This window comes from Psychrobacter sp. NPDC078631, from assembly GCF_050268165.1.
In the GTDB taxonomy this organism is placed as follows: domain Bacteria; phylum Pseudomonadota; class Gammaproteobacteria; order Pseudomonadales; family Moraxellaceae; genus Psychrobacter.
Genome location: NZ_JBNNGG010000002.1, coordinates 503,955 through 521,868 on the forward strand (window position 1 = coordinate 503,955; position 17,914 = coordinate 521,868).

Genomic DNA, 17,914 nt, shown 5'->3' on the forward strand with positions numbered 1-17,914 from the left:
TCTGACCTATCTAACTTTAAATAATCGTTCGTTTTCATCAAAACGGATGGTTATCTGAGTCTGTATGATGGTCAGTAGCAATTAGTGCGAATCTTGCTTTTCTATTGATTATCACCATATAGTGGTCTTTCACCCTTATTATTAGGTTGCGTTTGTTTCTATGTCTAAAACCAATTTGACCCATCATTTTTTGATTGCAGCACCAGAGCTGTCAGACCCGAGGTTTGAGCAGGCACTTATATATATTTGCCGTCATGATAAGCACGGTGCCCTAGGTCTGATGGTCAATCGTCCGCTTGAGCAATCTCGCGTAGGTAAGTTGCTAGAAGATTTGGATATTGAAGTGACCAATCCACAAGTGATGGAGGATGTGGCATTAGAAGGCGGCCCTATGTATCCTGAGGTTGGCTTTGTGCTGCATACTGGTCAGCCAGAATGGGCCTCTTCCTTTGCTATTTCAGAGAACGTTTGCATCACGACTAGCCAAGATATTCTAAAGCGTATCGCTGCAGGGCAAGGTGTTGGTCACTATCAGCTGTGTCTAGGTCATGCCAGCTGGGGCAAAAAACAGCTAGACCAAGAGCTGAGTAATGGTGATTGGTTAGTCTGCCCTGCCGATCTGAATTTATTATTTGATACCCCGTTTGAAGAACGCTGGCAAATCGCAGCCGACAAAATCGGAGTCAATTTCGACTATCTTAGTAGTGACATAGGTCATGCGTAATCTCATACGCTCTGCGAATTTAGATAAAGACATAAAGGATACCCATTACTATGGTAGATAGTACTTTTACAGCCAATAGCACAGACGCTATAGATAATGACATTGATATTGATACTCTCGATAACGATAGCAATAGCACTGCTGAAACTATCGAGCCAGAGGTAAAGCCGCATCTTATCTTGGCGCTAGACTACGGCGTCAAAAAGATGGGCATGGCGCTCGGTAATACCATCACACAGACGGCGCGTGCCTTTGATATTTTGGCAATGAATAACGGTCAGCCAGATTGGGACAATCTAATTGGTATCATCAAAGTCTGGGGCGTGGCGCAAGTCGTGGTTGGCCTACCGCTTAATATGGATGGCACTAGCTCTATGCTTTCAAAACGAGCGCACAAATTCGCTCGTCGTCTAGCTCATAGAGTGATGGAGCAACATTTGCCAGTGACCGTATCATTGTGTGATGAGCGGCTGACTTCAATCGAAGCAAGAGAAATCGCATGGGACAATGGTTGGATCAAAAACGAACGCGACCCAATCGATGATATCTCTGCTTGTATCCTAATGTCGACCTATTTTGCTGATCCTAATAGCAGTAACGCTATCGATGCAATCAAAGCAGAATAAAGCAGCCAAATAGGTAAAAGACACGTGTGCGGCTATAATGCCACTTCGATACATCGTACTTCTCAACGGATAAATGACTGATTACTATGACCACTGTCTCAGACCAACCTTCGCAACATAAGTCACAGCATGGTTTTGCTCCACTTGCTATTGCCCGTATTAAAGGCGCACAGCGTGCCAACCAAATAGCGATTTATCTCATTTATGCGGCTATTTTTGCATTTATGGTCTTTGGCACGATTGCTAGTATCAAAGCTTTCCATGATAACCAGCTGCTTTATCAGTTATTTTACAATTTGCCATATGCCCTTGTAGCCCTCACGATTCCCATTACTATTTATGATGCATTGGTCGTTTATCGTTATCGCTTAAATCAACCGTCGATGATTGCCATGAGTATTGGTGTATCAACCATTATATTGGTTGGTGGATTAATTTTTGCTGATACTGCATGGTTAGGATTATCTTGTTGGCTAGGCGTGGCATTCTTATTTAAAGTAAGTTTTAAGCGATTTTTTAACTTTTTAGAAGTAGCTGATGTACCTGAAGTCGACGAAGAGGCTGAAAGTACTGAAGCATAGACGACCTACAAAGTACGCCATGATAAGTACTTAAGCAAACTACTTACCCTACTCGTCCTTAAACCCACTTATTTAGCTTTACGATAATGACTATGACCACTTCGATACCAGACACGCCTATCCACCATCATTTAGATACTCAAGGGCTGATCTGTCCTGAGCCCGTCATGATGCTACATCGCGTCATTCGCAAAGCAGATGGCGGTGAAGTGATTGAAATATTGGCGACAGATCCGGCTACCACGCGCGACATTCCGAATTTCTGTCGTCATTTGGGTCATGAGCTAATCGGTCAAGAAACGCTAGCTGAAAATGTAAGCTTAGACGCTGATCCTGACGAAATCACCATTGATAGCGATGATGATACGCCTGCAAGCGTGACGCTATATCGCTATCTGGTTAAGAAAAAAATGGCATGATAGGTTGGACGTTATATTAATGACTGTCTGTCATCGCTCACTTAATCCCTACCTGAGTATTATCTTATGAGTCGTGATCGCGCCGTGCAACAACGACAACCTAAAGCATTGGCGGTCGATGATGAGCCAGCTTATATGACTGAGTTTCGTCAAGCCATGTTGGCACGCGGTCTAGCGACGCGTACTCGTAATGCGTACGTCCGTGACCTACGCTCTTGCGAGCTGACCAATCCTATCGCCCTGACACGTTGGCAGCCTGATGATGTGCTGCACTGTCTGTCTCTCCTTGCTTATGATGGCAAAACCCCACGTACCCAAGCACGCATGCTCTCAAGCTTGCGTCAGTTTTATCTATGGATGATTGCCAGTAATCTGCGTGAGGACAATCCTTGTGAGCGTATCAAAAGCCCAAAGCTCGGACGACCGTTACCAAAAGACTTAGCTGAAGCAGATGTCGACAACCTCCTTGCCGCGCCTGATACCAGTACTACGCTCGGTCTCCGTGATAAAGCCATGCTAGAAGTTTTATACGCCTGCGGTCTACGTGTCAGCGAGTTGATCAATCTCTCATTAGAGCAAGTGAATCTTAACTCTGGCTGGCTACAAATCACGGGGAAAGGGAATAAAACGCGACTGGTGCCCCTCGGCGAATATGCAGCGGATGCATTGGAAGATTATCTTTCTCATGGACGTGGCGATTTGATTGCTCATTTAAAATCGGGCAATTGCCAAGCGGTATTTTTGACGGCGCAAGGCGGTTATATGACGCGGCAGAACTTTTGGTATCTACTTAAGAAGTACGCCAAAGTTGCCAGTATCGATAAAGAATTATCCCCGCATACGCTACGTCACGCATTTGCCACGCATCTACTCAATCACGGCGCAGACTTGCGTAGTGTGCAGTTATTGCTAGGACATAGCGATTTATCAACCACGCAAATCTATACTCATGTGGCAACAGCGAGATTGCAGAAGTTACATGCCGAGCATCATCCGCGAGGGTAGCCTTGCCATATTGCCATATGGGCAGCATTGAAATCTAATATTATTGATGATTGTAAAAGGAATATACCGTGTCGCAAGCTCAACCGTCTACCTTAACGAAGCGTCAAAACTCTGCACTCCGAAACCTCACTATCATGGGTTATTTAGAAGGTACTTCCTTTCTATTGTTACTTGGTATCGCGATGCCACTCAAATATATGTTCGATATTCCAGAAGCGGTGAGCTATGTCGGTCCAGTGCATGGGGTATTATTCGTTGCTTATGTCGTGGTGCTAATCATTACGGCAAGCAGAATAAAAATGCCGCTGTGGGCGCTACCTGCAGGTGTGCTCGGCTCATTCTTGCCATTTGGACCATTTGTATTTGATCATTTATTAAAGAAGAGTTTGAGAAAGTAGTTTCAAGAAACCTTCAATATCAAGAACGATGTATATCTGAATCCGGCTAACGATAATGACACTCTATTCGCCTGCTGTATCTATCACTATTTTAGGATTACGTGCCCGTATCTCGCGATAAAAACGTGATTTGTCTTTTGGTGAAATTAGTATTTCTTCATCTTGATATGATATTTTAATCCTATCCAGTGATAGTGCTGGCGCAGAACTCATGCTTTGTGTTGGCATAATATAGGTGATATCTGTAAGCTCGATGTTTTGAACAGAGAATCCACTATCTACTTGTAGCTGGTCATTCGTTAATGTGTACTCGGTACCGAAAAAAGGGATGAGCATTAGTGCTGCAAAAGGTATGAGAATAACAGTCATTAATATAGTTTGTATGAGGGATTTGTGAGCACCTCGCTTCCACTGCCATAATGGAACAGACACAGTAAATAAGCTCAAACCCCAGAGTAGCATTGCGAGCCAAAAGTCTATTTTGGATACGAATGTAATGTCTTGCATAAATAATACTTAGAAACTATCAGGTTAAGTTTGATTCTATCTTAAGCGATACCTCTTATCTAATGTCTCTAACATTGTTTCTTAAAAATTCTTGCGATATAGCAAAATACAGTTCTAGAAATAGATAGCTGCAAACCTGCCCTTTTCTCGTTACAATACCCTTATTAAAGTGCATCATGATATACATGCTGCCTAACTGGGCTGCGCACCACCTTTTACCTATCTATTATCCGAGAATCCCATGAGCCATAGACCACCTGCTGACCTATTAAAAAACGCCGAACACTGGCGCGAAGATATCAATTTTCGCCAAGAAGTGCTGGGTAAGCCGTTTGATTTTGCGACCACGTGGGGCATTTTTTCACCGCAAAAACTCGATGACGGTAGCTTAATGCTACTTGATTATGTGGATTTTGAGCAAGATGATGACTCGATCGATTTGGGCTGTGGTTATGGTGTACTTGGTATGACGGCAGCACGTGAATGTCCAAATGGTCAGCATACGCTGATTGATAAAGACTTTATGGCGGTAGAATACGCACGCCGTAACTGTGAGAAAAATGGTCTAAACAATGTCGATGTGCATTTATCAAATGGCTTTAATCATGTGGCAAAAGACAAAGACTTTAGCCTTGTGATGTCGAACTTGCCAGCCAAAGTAGGCAAAGAGCAGCATTATTTATACTTCCTCGATGCCTATGCACGCATGCGTACAGGTGGCCGTTTTTATGTCGTGACCATCAATGGTCTGCGCCAATTTGTGAAACGCTCGTTTACCGAAGTTTTTGGCAATAGCGATAAAATCAAACAAGGTAAAACCTATACGATTACGATGGCGACCAAAGACTAGTTTTAGCTTTTCCTGATTAAGTTTCGGCTATTTAAACTGAAGCTCAAATTGAAATCGACATAAAAAAGCACGCTAAATTAATTTTAGCGTGCTTTTTATTTTGTATGACCAATTGTCTTTTTACATCTGGCGTTTTATCAAATATCCGCCCAATAGCGCGCTGCCGATAATCGGCAATAGCACCATAAGCATCGGTGAAAAGCCTGTCGCTAGCGATACAAAACCAACTAGGTCTTGAATATAGCTAAATAGTAGACCAAACAACAACGCCACGACGATACGCAAGCCTAAGCTGTGCGTCCGTAGTGAGCCAAAGACAAACGAGCAAGCGACAATCACTAGCGACAATATCGATAATGGCGATAGTAGCTTTTGCCAAAAGGCCACTTCATGATCTAAAGAGCGATTGCCCTGTTGGCGCATAAACGTGCGATGCTCATACAGCTGCGTCAATGACAAATCCTCTGCCTTACGCGTTAGCAGATACACAGACTCTGGGGCAAAAGGTAAGCTTAACGTATCTGATGGTGAAATAGCTTGGCTACTCTCAAATCCCTGATTGATAGAAAGCTTAACCATATCGTTTAACTGCCACTCGTAGCGATACTGCTCGCTTGGCTTTTCACTATTTACATCAATTGGTTCACGGCCAGTATACTTTCCACCTTCCGCATGGACAGCAGTTTGCAAATTGCCATTATTATCCAAATGCCAGCGTTTCACCTCGCCAATGTTGCCTGCGACATCAGCATAATCAATATATAAAACATCGCTACCATCAGGTGTAGCACTGCCATCTTCTGCGGTTTCGAATCGTGGCTGTATCGTCCAGTAGCCGCGTACTGATGTGACCAATGAGGTGCTGTCTTCATCATTAATCTGTTTTGCTAACTGGTTAGAAGACGGTAGGACGAACTGGTTGATAGCTAATGCCAACAGTACAAATATCAAAGCGGGCTGTAATACCCAGCCGACGATACGATAAATACTGACCCCAGCCGCGCGCATGACGACCAGCTCGCTTTTATTAGCTAGCAAACCTAACCCTATGACAGCACCCAATAGCGCACCCGTTGGGATAAATTGCTCTAAAAAGTAAGGCGAACGATAAAAGATATATTTGAGCGCCTCGCCCATGGTGTAGTTATCATCTAACGAATCAAGCTCTGATAAGTAAGAAAAAATCAGCTGTAATGCCCACAAACCAATGACGGCAGCGATAATAGCCAATAGAGCATTAAGTTTGACATAACGACTGAGGACTTTTAAATTGGCAGGTTTTTTAGCCAATTGATCAGACTTGGCTGACTTAGCAAATAAAGAGCGCATTAAGACTGCCCTCCTTGTGAGCTGTTGTTCTGATTATCTATGTCGCTAACTGAACTAGTTGTGGCAGCGGCTAGTCTATTTTCTTGTTTGCGAAAGCGTAGTCGATGTTGCACACGGCTACCCCAATTCATATAAAGCGCCAATGCCATAAATCCTAAGATAAGCCATGCATACGCCCATACGCTGATGCTGTCTTTGCTCACTGCGTTTTTGAGCGAGATGATACCTAATGCACAGCTGACAAATAATAAGATAGAAGGAAACAAGCGCAGCCAACGTCCTTGACGCGGACGCACTTGCGCCAGTGGCACGGCCAACATAGGCGCGATAATCATCAGCCATGGTAGCGCCAAACGATAGCCAAGCTCGCCTTGTGCAGCGCGCATTGCACTGTTAGTGCCTGATGGTGAGCTACTCGTGGCGGCTTGCCACAATGGTCCAATCTTTTGCGTTTCAATATTGTCTTCGGTGATAACTTCCTGTGAAGACTCAGTCAAGGTAATGCGATAACGATCAAAAGCGACTTGATTATATTTCAGACTGCCTGCACCAACTTCGTAACGACGTCCTTGGAACAGATCCAACTGGGTCACGCCGCTATTGCCAGTATCAACTTGCTCAGCACGCTTAGCCAGCGTGATCGTGTCTTTGCTAATGTCCTTTGCACCGCTATTTATAATATCTTTTGGGATATCAGAGATGCCAATTTGTTCGGCCGTCTCACTGTCAATCGTGTTATTCATATCAGTAGCAGTGGCACTAGCATCGACATCTTCAGCAGCACTACCTTTTTTCGTAGGTTCAGATTGGATTAATATGACATCTTGCAATTTTTTCTTATCATCGCTGAGACTACCCACGTATAAATGGTAATTACCGCTACTGATAAACTCGTTCGGACGAATCAAATCAAACGCACTGGTCAATGCTTGCTGCTGCCAGACAGCCTCAGACGAGCGGACACCCCAAGGCTTACCAACGACAGATAGCGCCGCCTCGCCGACGAACAATGCCAATATTAATGGTGTCATTAACCGAGCAAGCTTACCTCGAGATACGCCACTAGCATTAATCACTGCCATTTCTTGATCGACATACAAGCGACCAAATACCAGCATCAAAGCGATAAAGAATGCTAACGGTAATATCAGCTCTAAAAAGTACGGTAGGTTATACCCAATGATCGTAAACAGTAGGCTGACGTCCAAACGACCTTCAGCAGCGATGCCAAAATAGCGTATCAAACGACCGCCGAGCATCATCACTACCAAAAACCCCAACACTAAGGCAGTGGTCGAGGCAACTTGTTGTGTCATGTAGCGGCGTAATATCACAATGGGTACTCTTAAACGGTTGGTATGCGCGCGATTGATGATGAGCTTATTGAATATTTAGGACGTACGACGACATATCACCAGCATGATATGAGTCATTTACATACTCAAATAACGGTAAACGTTACTAAGCGACTGGTTAGTCATACTCAATAAACACAAGCGACAAATATAACCGCTAATGCTAGCATGTTTTGCCCAAAAATGGCTGTGAAATGTGTTTGAAAACATTACCTACACCTTGCTGAGAGCGCATTATTGACAGTAAGTAACAAATATAGCAAATATTGGATAAATAATTGCTAAAACCTCAAATTACATCGAATTGATAGTATTTATAGCGCTAAGTTTTTGTTTTATTTATTTTAGAAAGGTTTGTTTGTCATTCGTATCATCGAACATTTATCTCTGTTATTAATTGCTAGACTGACTAATAGAAAAATATACTTATATCGTCAAACGGAGAATAATACTAATGAATAACACGACCTCTACACCCTCTACCCTACTTGAACTCGCTGGCGGCACATTCGATGCGCTTGATTGGTCAAATTGTGCGCTCGTTCTTATCGACTATCAAAACGAATATGTCGATGGCGCTATGCCATTAGGGGACGCTGGGGCAAAAGCCATCGCCAATGCACGCCTAGTACTCGATAAAGCGCGTCAGCAAGATCTACCTATATTCCACATTACCCATCACGGTGCAGAAAATGGCAATGTCTTTGATCCCTTATCAGCTAACGTTGAGATAGTCGAACAGTTGCAGCCGCAAGATGGCGAAACAGTGATTGCCAAAAAGCATCCGAACGCCTTTTATGATACGCAATTACAATCACTGATTTCAGCAGCAGAAAAGAAGCAGATTGTTTTTGCGGGTTTTATGAGTCATATGTGCGTCAGCTCAAGCGTCCGCGCCGCATTTGACTTAGGTTTCGATAGTTTCGTCTGTCACGATGCCTGTGCCACTCGCGACCTACCGAGCGCTACTAGAGAGCCGATAAGCGCTGAAATCATGCATGATACTGCCATGGCCGCACTACAAGACAGATTTGCCGCGATGGTAACGACCGATGAATTGGTCAATGGCTAGTATGTTGGCATCATCGGAAAATGATAATGTAACCGCTAAACCATAACGTAAGTTAGTACAGCATAATAATTCAAACGTATTACCTAAGCCTTGCTAACTGCGCACGATTATCGCAATATGCTACACTACTGTGATTGCTCAACAGACCAAATAATCTAATAATCTGACAGGTATAAGCAGTCATCCAAATCCTGCAATTTTCATAACTCTAATAAGGATAACTATATGAATATCAAATTATCTCAGCATTTACCAAAGACCCATACGCAAAAAATCTTGAAAAAAGAAGCCAAAAGTAAAGACGATGCTTGTCTGGTTGTATTGGTCGATGACAAGAAAAACATTCTGGCTGAATCTGTACTGACCGAATATACCACTCGTATTGAGCAGCTGATTGAAGTATCACATTTCAAGGGTACTACCTGTGAGACTGTTGCTGACTATGCGCTGGCAGGTGATAAAAAAACCACTAAGCAAAACCCTGTACAACTGCTATTGGTCGGTGTAGGTAACACTGATAAGTTCAACAACACCGTACTGCAAAAAATCGCCAATACCATCTATAGCAGCACACAAAAGCGTGTGTCTTCTATCACTGTCGCCTTGGGTGATGCACTGGAAGAAAATCACTTTGGTCAATTTGCCCTTAATCTGTTGGCAGCTAGCTACCGCTTTGACAAGTATAAATCTGAGCAAGCAAGTCCTGTATTGACTAATGTTTATCTATTAGCGGATGAGTCACTAAAGCCTGCACTTGCCTTCGCTCAGTCAGTATTTGCTGGTCAGAGCCTCACTCGTGATGTGGCCAATGAGCCTGGCAATATTTGCTTCCCAGCTTATATGGCTGAACAAGCTCAAGAGCTTGCAAAAACTTACCCTGACCTATTAACCGTGAAAGTACTAGGTGAAGACGAGATGGCAGCGCTAGGTATGCATTGCTTCTTGGCCGTTGCACAAGGCTCTACCAAAGAAGGTAAGCTGGTACTCATGGAATACCGTGGCAAATCAGAATTTAGTTCAGATGCAGGCACTACCGAGCAAACTACTAGCAACGCAAAAGTGAGTGGTCTAAAGGCATTGGCCGATAAACTACCAACCAAAAAGTCAGCTAAAAATGCAAGTAAAAATAGCAATGACAATGCACAAGCGGCCAATGACGACGCACCTATTGTATTAGTCGGTAAAGGCGTGACCTTTGATTCAGGCGGTATCTCAATCAAGCCAGGTGCGGCGATGGATGAGATGAAGTTTGACATGGGTGGTTCGGCGTCAGTACTTGGTACAATCAAAGCGTTGTGTGAAGCTCGTCTACCAATCAACGTCGTTGGTGCGCTAGCCTGTGCTGAAAACATGCCATCAGGTGATGCAACACGTCCAGGCGATATCGTTAAAGCAATGAATGGTAAGTCAGTTGAAATCTTAAACACTGATGCTGAAGGTCGTTTAGTCCTAGCAGATACCTTGTGCTACGTGCAGCGTTATCAGCCAAAAGCCATCATCGATGTTGCCACCTTGACTGGCGCTTGTGTGGTTGCGCTAGGCCATGTTCGTTCAGCCGTATTTAGTAATGATGAAGACGTCCTGTTTGATTTAGAAAATGCCAGCAACCTATCAGGCGATCTTATTTGGCATATGCCTTTAGATGACGAATATCAAGCTCAGCTTGACTCACCAATCGCCGATATGCAAAACATCGGTGGTAAAGGTGCTGGTGCGGTAACTGCCGCCTGCTTCTTATCGCGTTTCATTGAAGAAGGTCAAGCATGGGCGCATTTAGACATCGCTGGTACTGCATGGAATTCAGGCAAAGACAAAGCAGCCACTGGACGTCCTGTACCATTGTTTATGCAATATCTAAAAAACAGCGCAGAGATGGCTTAATCCATTTATGAAAATCAGTTTTTATGTATTAAGTGAAAGTAAGGCTCAAGATTTCTTGGGCTTTATTTGTCAGTTGACTCAGACGGCGCTTAACAAAAGCGCTCAGTCTTTGCTGATTTTAATTGAAGATGAGACATTACTATCAAATCTAGATACAGCACTTTGGGCACAAGAGCCTACGAGTTTTATACCGCATCAATGTCTTTCTGATATTGACAATAAAAGTACCAGTGATAGAGGTACTGATGATAGCAACATCAACATTGTTACTCATAAATCATTAGCGCCTGTACTGCTAGGCAATCATATGCCAGCTGATTTTAATGGTATCGTGCTCAATACAACGACACGTCCCGTCAACGATTTTATGGCTGCTACCAATAATTCAAACCCCTCCCGAGTCCTTGAGCTGATCCGACCTGATGCTACAAGTACACAAGAAGGTCGCAATAAATATAAGGCTTACCAGCAATTAGGTTACGATCTGACCCACTTTAAGGTATAGCTCTGCCATTTATTTCCCTTCATCTTTTACAGCGGAAGGTCTTCCTACCTTATATATCACTACCTATATCACTACTTTCACTCTCTCATTGATGAGGTATTCTGAGTAGCTAGCTCTTGCCTATAAGTGCGCATTCTTTTTCATACTAGTCATATAACTCTACTATCTCTCTGCTTGCACGCAACAGCTACTGCTATGAGCGGTATGCGAATATGTCAAAAAATGCTACCATCCTTCGATAAATTTTCTGTTGTGACAATTCACTTACTTTTAACGGACTTGAGGGTGTACAGATGCGTTCATTGATTGCGATGTACCAGCGTATAGGGCTGGTGCCGCTTATTATTATTGGTTTGGTGTTAGGGGTGTTAATTGGTTGGCTAGCGCCAAGTATCGGCACCGCCATAGGGTTGCTTGGTACACTCTTCGTCGGCGCACTAAAAGCAGTCGCTCCCATCCTAGTATTTATTCTGGTTATGGCAGCCATTAGTCAACATCGCAGTGGTAATGAAGTCTACGTAAAGCCGGTGCTTATCATGTACATGTTTGGCACTTTTTTGGCAGCGCTAACGGCAGTCGGTGCCAGCTTTTTGTTCCCAACTGAGCTGGTCTTGATCAACGCCGATATCGCGCAAGTACCACCTGCTGACCTAAAAGAAGTCTTGACCAACTTGCTCATGAACTTGGTCGCCAACCCGATCAATGCAATCGCTGAAGCCAACTATATTGGTATCTTAGCATGGGCAATTATTATCGGTTTTGCATTGCGCCAAGCCAGTGATACTGCGCGCAATGTCGTTGGCGATTTCGCTGATGCCATCTCACAAGTGGTTAAATGGATTATTGCTTTAGCCCCATTTGGTATCTTAGGCCTAGTCGCTAGCACGGTTGCTGAGACAGGCTTTGCTTCTTTGGCAGGCTACGCGCGTATCTTAATGGTATTAATCAGCTGTATGTTATTCATTGCGTTGGTCGCCAATCCGCTTATTGTCCTTATTAAAACTGGCAAGAACCCTTATCCACTCGTGTTCAGATGTCTGCGCGAATCAGGAATTACTGCCTTCTTTACACGTAGTTCAGCGGCCAATATTCCAGTCAACATGAACCTTGCTCGTAAGCTTGGATTGCATGAAGACACTTATTCGGTGACCATTCCACTAGGTGCCACGATCAATATGGCTGGTGCTGCGATTACCATTAATGTCTTAACGCTTGCTGCCGCTCATACGTTGGGTATCGAAGTGACGTTTGCATCAGCGCTGCTACTCAGTCTGGTTGCTACGATTAGTGCTTGCGGTGCTTCTGGTGTTGCTGGTGGTTCATTACTATTGATTCCACTCGCTGCTAGCTTATTTAGCATTCCAAATGATATCGCGATGCAAGTGGTTGCGATTGGCTTTATCATCGGTGTGATTCAGGATTCAGCTGAGACTGCCTTGAACTCTTCTACTGATGTATTATTTACAGCAGCAGCTGATCCGACGTATTCGCGTTAATTTCTGCTGAAGGGTTTTCTATAGACATAAAAAAGGGCCTTTATAAGGCCCTTTTTTTATGCGGTATTTCGATTACTTGATTACTTTAAATTGTCTATATCGACTTCGATGACTGGTGTTTGCTGCTCTATTTGACGTTTAAGTTGGCGCAGTTGCTCAACTTCATCTAACAACTCAAGTATCAAACCAATTGCTGGTACGCTGGCTTCAAAGTCACGACTCAGTCGCGATGCACGGCGCACTGTCGTCAGCTGATAACCAGTAAATTTTTCATGCTCTGGTACATCATACTCAATGATGTTTTCTTCGATTAATTCGATGACCCATTGGCGCTCTTGGCCACAGGCAGAGACCAGTTCATCTAAGCTCATGATGATGTCTGTAAATTCAGTCGAGTGGTTCATAACTATTATCCTCGTTTTCTCTTTATTTCATCGGTATCGTGTTCATCTCTGCTATTCGTTTATTACTTCAATAATGAGTAACGGTTATTCATAATCTTGTTTAACGACTAATATTGGTATCAGCAAAGGCTTGTTTTAGCTGCTCATAAGCCTGTCTCGACGCATCACTACTGACATCAGGGTTGACAATATTTAGAGTTAGATACAGGTCACCTGCTTGCTTGGCAGGGATACCCTTGCCTTTAAGACGTAAATTGCTACCGGACTTACTGTTCTTAGGAATGGTCACACCAAGCGTACCCGCTGGCGTACTGACGTTGATTTTTTCACCCAATGCCGCTTCCCACGGTGCAATATTCACAGTTTGATAAACGTCTGCACCTTCTATACGAATATTGGCATCATGACGAATTTTAACCTTCAAAAACAAATCGCCATTTTTGCCATTACTGCTACCAGCAGCGCCTTGCCCTGCTAAACGAATTTGCTTACCGTCAGTGATGCCTTTAGGGATTTTTATCTTAAGGGTTTTATTATCGTAGTCGACATTACCATTGGGCTGACGAACAGGGACGTTTAGCTTAATGCTGTAGTCGTCGCCACTATATACTGAAGACAAATCAACGGTAATCTCGGCATGCTGATCCTGACCTTTGCTATCTTGCGTCCCAAAGCCACCACCAAATTGATCGAAGCCGCTGCTTTGAGAGTGACTGCCGGTTTGTCCCCCAGTTGACCCACGTGCGCCGCGACCAAATGCTGAAAAAATGTCATCGAAGCGAAAACCACCATCACCAAAGGCCTCACCGTCGCCAAACTGATCTTTGATATCTTCCCAGCGAAAACCACCTTGACCTGCGCCAGTTTGCCCACTGCCCCCAAACCCACTTGATCTACTTTGACCCGCGAACGGATTATTGAGCATAGCGTCATATTCGGCGCGCTTTTCTTTATCTCTGATCGTTTCGTAAGCGTTGTTTATTTCTGCAATTTTATTATCAGCGTCTGGATGATCACTGACATCGGGATGGTACTGACGAACGAGCTTACGGTATTTTTTTTTGATATCAGCGTCTGAGGCGTCTTTTTTGACCCCTAAAATGTCATAGTAGTTTTTCTCTGCCATGTTATTTTCCCCAAAATAAAAACATATTAGTGGTATCAGTCTGCCAACTTCAAACGATACGGTATAAATGGCTACTAGATTTTGCTATAGCAATTTTTGTAGCCTACTTATCATCATAACAATAATTACAACAAACACCGTTATATAAATATTACCAGTAGTGATGCCAAGCGATATCTACAATACTCTCTAATGCAGGTAAGCGAACACCTTATCTTTACCTTAAGTTAGATTTCTTAAAAATTTAGTATTATCAGCTCTATATTAGAACTGTAATAATGCTAAACCTTCTCTATTTACAAAATAGTAAGAATATAGCAAGGTTTTTTTACATTATATTATCTATTTTGAATTGGGTTTTCATAACGATAATTATGCTATATCGATAGATTTGGTCTTTATATATTACCTATTTATATTGTGTTGTTGGCTTTCCAGTATTTTGTCGGCTTCTTTATGAGAATCACTCTTTATAAGTCTAATTTTAGTACCTACATCATCATTATTTTTGCTAAAAAATAGCTATTTTTCCTTAAAAAACAGGTATTTGACCTCATGAGTTTTTTACACGGCAGTAATAATATGACAAGCTAGCTCTTGTAGAATCCCCTATTATTCATACTCATAGGGAGTATAGATAACGTAGGCAAGAGCATCTGTCTATTTTATTAATTGCTTAAAGGTATTAAATGTCTTATTTAATCAAGTCTTTGGTTGTCACTTTATCGCTACTACTTAGCACCACAGTTTTCGCTGCCAATACCAGTTATTATGGTAGTAAGTTTCATGGCAAGCGCACAGCGAGTGGTAGTATCTTCAACATGAACTCTCTAACCGCTGCACATCGCACGTTACCGTTCGGCACGAAGGTACAAGTAACCAATCAAAAGACAAAGCAGAGCGTCGTTGTAAAAATCACGGACAGAGGACCTTTTATTAGAGGTCGTATCCTTGATTTATCAAAAGCCGCTGCTGGTGAAATAAACTGTCAGCTTTGTACGACCACGATGGAAATACTGTCGTACGGCGATGGCAAATATCGTAAGGAATAATGTAATAAAAAAGGGATGGCTTATGCCATCCCTTTTTTATGTCTGCTTATATAACTAACTATCTAGAACGCTTTATGCGAACTTAGCTTCCATCTCTTCTAAAGTCGTCATTGACAGTAGTAACTTCTCTTCATTATCACTATGCTGCTGCTGTAGCGCTGTTTGCTCATTGAGCAATACAAGCAAGTCAGACTTACGGCTCTCTTCATACAGATCTGTATCAGCCAGTTTTTCTTCAAGCGTCACGAGCTGCTTATCAATCTTAGCCAATGTCTTTTCTGTTTCCTCTATCTCACGGCGGATAGGTGCTGTCATTTTACGTTGTTCAGCGGCTAGCTTACGCTGTTCTTCTTTACTAAGTGCAGGCGTCGCAGCTTTACTGTTTGATGAGTTATCAGACGCCTTATTATTTGCTTGGCTATTATCTGTTTCACGTGAAACAAACTTCTTACTCTCTTTTTTGCTTTTTTTCTTACCAGTATTTTTATCTGATGCGTTTTCTTGTTTGCGCTTCTCTGCTAGCCACTTACCATAGTCACCAATGTCGCCATCGAACTCTTCGATAATGCCATCGTGTACCAGATACAGCTCATCACAAACATTAGCAATTAATTCTCGATCATGCGATACCAGTACCACTGCACCTTTGAAACCTTGTAATGCAATCGTCAATGCTTGACGCATTTGTAAGTCTAAATGGTTGGTTGGCTCATCGAGTACAAGGACATTTGGACGTTGCCAAACAATCAATGCCAAAGTCAGACGCGCGCGCTCACCCCCTGAGAATAGCTCGCTTGGTGTATCAATGCGCTCACCGCGGAAGTCAAAGCTACCCAAGAATGAACGTAACATCGCATCAGAGGTTTTACCTGCTAGGCGACGTAGCATCTCTATAGGCGTTGCTTTGGCATCTAGGATATCCATTTGATGCTGATTGAAATAGCCTAGCTTTAGAGTATCCGAAACACGATATTTCCCTGTTAGTACGCCAAGCTCACCGACTAATGCTTTAATCAATGTTGATTTACCAGCGCCGTTCATACCTAATAAGCCAAGACGGGTATCAGGGGTAACCTGTACATTGGCATTGTGTAGAAGCGGTGTCTCACCATAGCCAATATCTGCGTTGGTCAGCTCAATCAGCGGTGAGCTCATGTTTGCAGGCTCGTAGAACTGGAACGAGAAAGGATTGTCAGCCATCATTGGTGATAGCTCTGCCATGCGCTCTAACTGCTTAATACGGCTCTGTGCTTGCTTAGCTTTACTGGCTTTAGCACGGAAACGACGAATAAAGTCATCTAAATGCGCCTTAGTCGCTTCTTGCTTTTCAAACGCTTGCTGCTGCTGCGCCATACGCTCGTGACGAGTACGAATAAACTGCTGATAGTTACCAGTATAAAGGGTGATTTTTTGTTGCTCTACATGCAGGATATGACCGACTGTCGCGTCCAAAAACGCTTGGTCATGCGAAATCACAATGACCAAACCCATATAGGCATTGATCCATGTTTCAAGCCACAAGATAGCGTCCAAGTCCAAATGGTTGGTTGGCTCATCGAGTAACATCAAGTCAGCACGGCTCATCAAGGTTTTGGCGAGGTTTAAGCGCATACGCCAACCACCAGAAAACCCTTCTACTGGCAGCTCATGCTGGCTAGTTTTAAAACCAAGACCTGCCATAATTTGTGCCGCTTTGGTCGGCGTACGATATCCGTCGATTTCATCGAACTGCTGGTGCAACACACCAATTTGCTCATCACTGACACTGCTCAAATCATTTAGCGCAGCATTAATTTCATACCACTGCTCATCACCGCTCAATACATAATCGATTGCAGACTGCGTCGTAGCACCAACTTCCTGTGCCATGTGCGCCACATGCCAGCTATCAGGAATACTGACTTCACCTTTATCAAGGGTGACCTCTGTATCGCCTGTACCCATCTGCGTCAGTAATAGCGCAAATAAGGTAGATTTGCCTGTGCCGTTGTTGCCTGTCAGTCCAACTTTGTGACCTGGATGGAGCTGAAAGCTTGCACCTGCAAACAATTCACGACCATCACGGCGAACACCAACGTCTTTAAATTCGATCATATAATTTCTTCATCTCAACAATAATATAGATATAGGGCAATAAGAAACACACATAGGGTATGCCAACTGGCGGCTATTATTTCAAACGCTTGCCCCATAGGCAAACAATTAAATAACTATTTCAAAACTAAGTATTTATTATGCTAAATACCTTACGTTGCATAAGCGACTCTTGAGCTCATACATGGTGGTTACTATTATAAAGGTTATGGCCGTAAAATACCGTAATATGACTAATAAGCTTTAAGACTGCCTAATATTATTAAGTAGTGTTTTATATAGTCACACGCTATTATTTTTTAGTCTGGTTATTGGTTTAGCCTCTTGACGCAGTTATTTTAAAAAATACAATATCAAAAATGGAACACTGCTATTCATTAGTAAAATTCAGTAGTTGCATCACTCTTGACAAACGAATCAGCACCCCCATTATGATATACTGCTAAAAGATAAATGCCCACTATCAATAGAGCCAATAAAACGTTGTAGT

The 17,914-nt window shown here is 43.0% G+C and carries 18 protein-coding genes; 12 read left to right on the forward strand and 6 right to left on the reverse strand.

The genetic code is table 11. From position 1 onward, the window contains the following. Positions 1-160 precede the first annotated feature (160 nt). From ACQKCP_RS08190 to ACQKCP_RS08215, 6 genes are all read left to right on the forward strand, one after another. A complete protein-coding gene (locus tag ACQKCP_RS08190; RefSeq protein ID WP_101204671.1) occupies positions 161-724 on the forward strand; it encodes a YqgE/AlgH family protein in 564 nt (187 codons plus the stop codon). Between the two features lie 50 nt (positions 725-774). Further along, a complete protein-coding gene (gene ruvX / locus ACQKCP_RS08195) occupies positions 775-1,350 on the forward strand; it encodes a Holliday junction resolvase RuvX (protein WP_427611956.1) in 576 nt (191 codons plus the stop codon). An 86-nt stretch (positions 1,351-1,436) separates the two neighbouring features. After that, positions 1,437-1,931 (forward strand): hypothetical protein, encoded by a 495-nt coding sequence (locus ACQKCP_RS08200; protein WP_427611957.1) that lies wholly within the window; start codon positions 1,437-1,439, stop codon positions 1,929-1,931. Positions 1,932-2,023: 92 nt separating this feature from the next. Beyond that, complete coding sequence (gene tusA / locus ACQKCP_RS08205) at positions 2,024-2,350, forward strand: sulfurtransferase TusA (protein WP_114701432.1); 327 nt, start codon at positions 2,024-2,026, stop codon at positions 2,348-2,350. Positions 2,351-2,416: 66 nt separating this feature from the next. Next, positions 2,417-3,355, forward strand: coding sequence for a site-specific tyrosine recombinase XerD (gene xerD, locus ACQKCP_RS08210; protein ID WP_427611958.1), 939 nt, complete (start codon positions 2,417-2,419; stop codon positions 3,353-3,355). A gap of 68 nt (positions 3,356-3,423) precedes the next feature. Then, positions 3,424-3,753: a DUF3817 domain-containing protein gene (locus tag ACQKCP_RS08215; RefSeq protein ID WP_427611959.1), complete on the forward strand. Its 330-nt coding sequence runs from the start codon at positions 3,424-3,426 to the stop codon at positions 3,751-3,753. Between the two features lie 63 nt (positions 3,754-3,816). On the opposite strand, the gene ACQKCP_RS08220 is transcribed toward ACQKCP_RS08215, so the two are convergent. Then, entirely contained in the window at positions 3,817-4,260 is a 444-nt protein-coding gene (locus tag ACQKCP_RS08220; protein WP_427611960.1) for a PH domain-containing protein, read from the reverse strand. 241 nt (positions 4,261-4,501) lie between these two features. Between ACQKCP_RS08220 and ACQKCP_RS08225 the strand changes: the two genes are divergently transcribed. Next, complete coding sequence (locus ACQKCP_RS08225; RefSeq protein WP_427611961.1) at positions 4,502-5,110, forward strand: class I SAM-dependent methyltransferase; 609 nt, start codon at positions 4,502-4,504, stop codon at positions 5,108-5,110. A 120-nt stretch (positions 5,111-5,230) separates the two neighbouring features. On the opposite strand, the gene lptG is transcribed toward ACQKCP_RS08225, so the two are convergent. Further along, on the reverse strand, positions 5,231-6,439 hold the full coding sequence (gene lptG, locus ACQKCP_RS08230; RefSeq protein WP_427611962.1) for an LPS export ABC transporter permease LptG: 1,209 nt from the start codon (positions 6,437-6,439) through the stop codon (positions 5,231-5,233). Continuing rightward, positions 6,439-7,755, reverse strand: coding sequence for an LPS export ABC transporter permease LptF (locus tag ACQKCP_RS08235; protein ID WP_427611963.1), 1,317 nt, complete (start codon positions 7,753-7,755; stop codon positions 6,439-6,441). Before ACQKCP_RS08235 ends, lptG begins: the two co-directional genes overlap by 1 nt. Before the next feature lie 493 nt (positions 7,756-8,248). On the opposite strand from ACQKCP_RS08235, the gene ACQKCP_RS08240 reads away from it, so the two are divergent. The 4 genes from ACQKCP_RS08240 (at position 8,249) to sstT (ending at position 12,748) form a co-directional block, all read left to right on the forward strand. After that, on the forward strand, positions 8,249-8,866 hold the full coding sequence (locus ACQKCP_RS08240; RefSeq protein WP_427611964.1) for a cysteine hydrolase family protein: 618 nt from the start codon (positions 8,249-8,251) through the stop codon (positions 8,864-8,866). 225 nt (positions 8,867-9,091) lie between these two features. Beyond that, the gene (locus tag ACQKCP_RS08245; protein ID WP_427611965.1) at positions 9,092-10,747 is read left to right on the forward strand and encodes a leucyl aminopeptidase; all 1,656 of its coding nucleotides are present in this window, start codon (positions 9,092-9,094) and stop codon (positions 10,745-10,747) included. Between the two features lie 7 nt (positions 10,748-10,754). After that, positions 10,755-11,252: a DNA polymerase III subunit chi gene (locus ACQKCP_RS08250; protein WP_427611966.1), complete on the forward strand. Its 498-nt coding sequence runs from the start codon at positions 10,755-10,757 to the stop codon at positions 11,250-11,252. Positions 11,253-11,545: 293 nt separating this feature from the next. Beyond that, a complete protein-coding gene (gene sstT, locus ACQKCP_RS08255) occupies positions 11,546-12,748 on the forward strand; it encodes a serine/threonine transporter SstT (RefSeq protein ID WP_057757687.1) in 1,203 nt (400 codons plus the stop codon). An 80-nt stretch (positions 12,749-12,828) separates the two neighbouring features. Here sstT and ACQKCP_RS08260 read toward each other — a convergent pair whose 3' ends face one another. Both ACQKCP_RS08260 and ACQKCP_RS08265 read right to left on the reverse strand, forming a co-directional pair. Then, on the reverse strand, positions 12,829-13,152 hold the full coding sequence (locus tag ACQKCP_RS08260) for a chaperone modulator CbpM (RefSeq protein WP_102083164.1): 324 nt from the start codon (positions 13,150-13,152) through the stop codon (positions 12,829-12,831). A 100-nt stretch (positions 13,153-13,252) separates the two neighbouring features. Continuing rightward, positions 13,253-14,278: a DnaJ C-terminal domain-containing protein gene (locus ACQKCP_RS08265; RefSeq protein ID WP_427611967.1), complete on the reverse strand. Its 1,026-nt coding sequence runs from the start codon at positions 14,276-14,278 to the stop codon at positions 13,253-13,255. 689 nt (positions 14,279-14,967) lie between these two features. Between ACQKCP_RS08265 and ACQKCP_RS08270 the strand changes: the two genes are divergently transcribed. Then, the gene (locus ACQKCP_RS08270) at positions 14,968-15,330 is read left to right on the forward strand and encodes a septal ring lytic transglycosylase RlpA family protein (protein WP_057757673.1); all 363 of its coding nucleotides are present in this window, start codon (positions 14,968-14,970) and stop codon (positions 15,328-15,330) included. A gap of 72 nt (positions 15,331-15,402) precedes the next feature. Here ACQKCP_RS08270 and ACQKCP_RS08275 read toward each other — a convergent pair whose 3' ends face one another. After that, positions 15,403-17,424 (reverse strand): ATP-binding cassette domain-containing protein, encoded by a 2,022-nt coding sequence (locus tag ACQKCP_RS08275; RefSeq protein ID WP_427611968.1) that lies wholly within the window; start codon positions 17,422-17,424, stop codon positions 15,403-15,405. Positions 17,425-17,914: the final 490 nt, after the last annotated feature.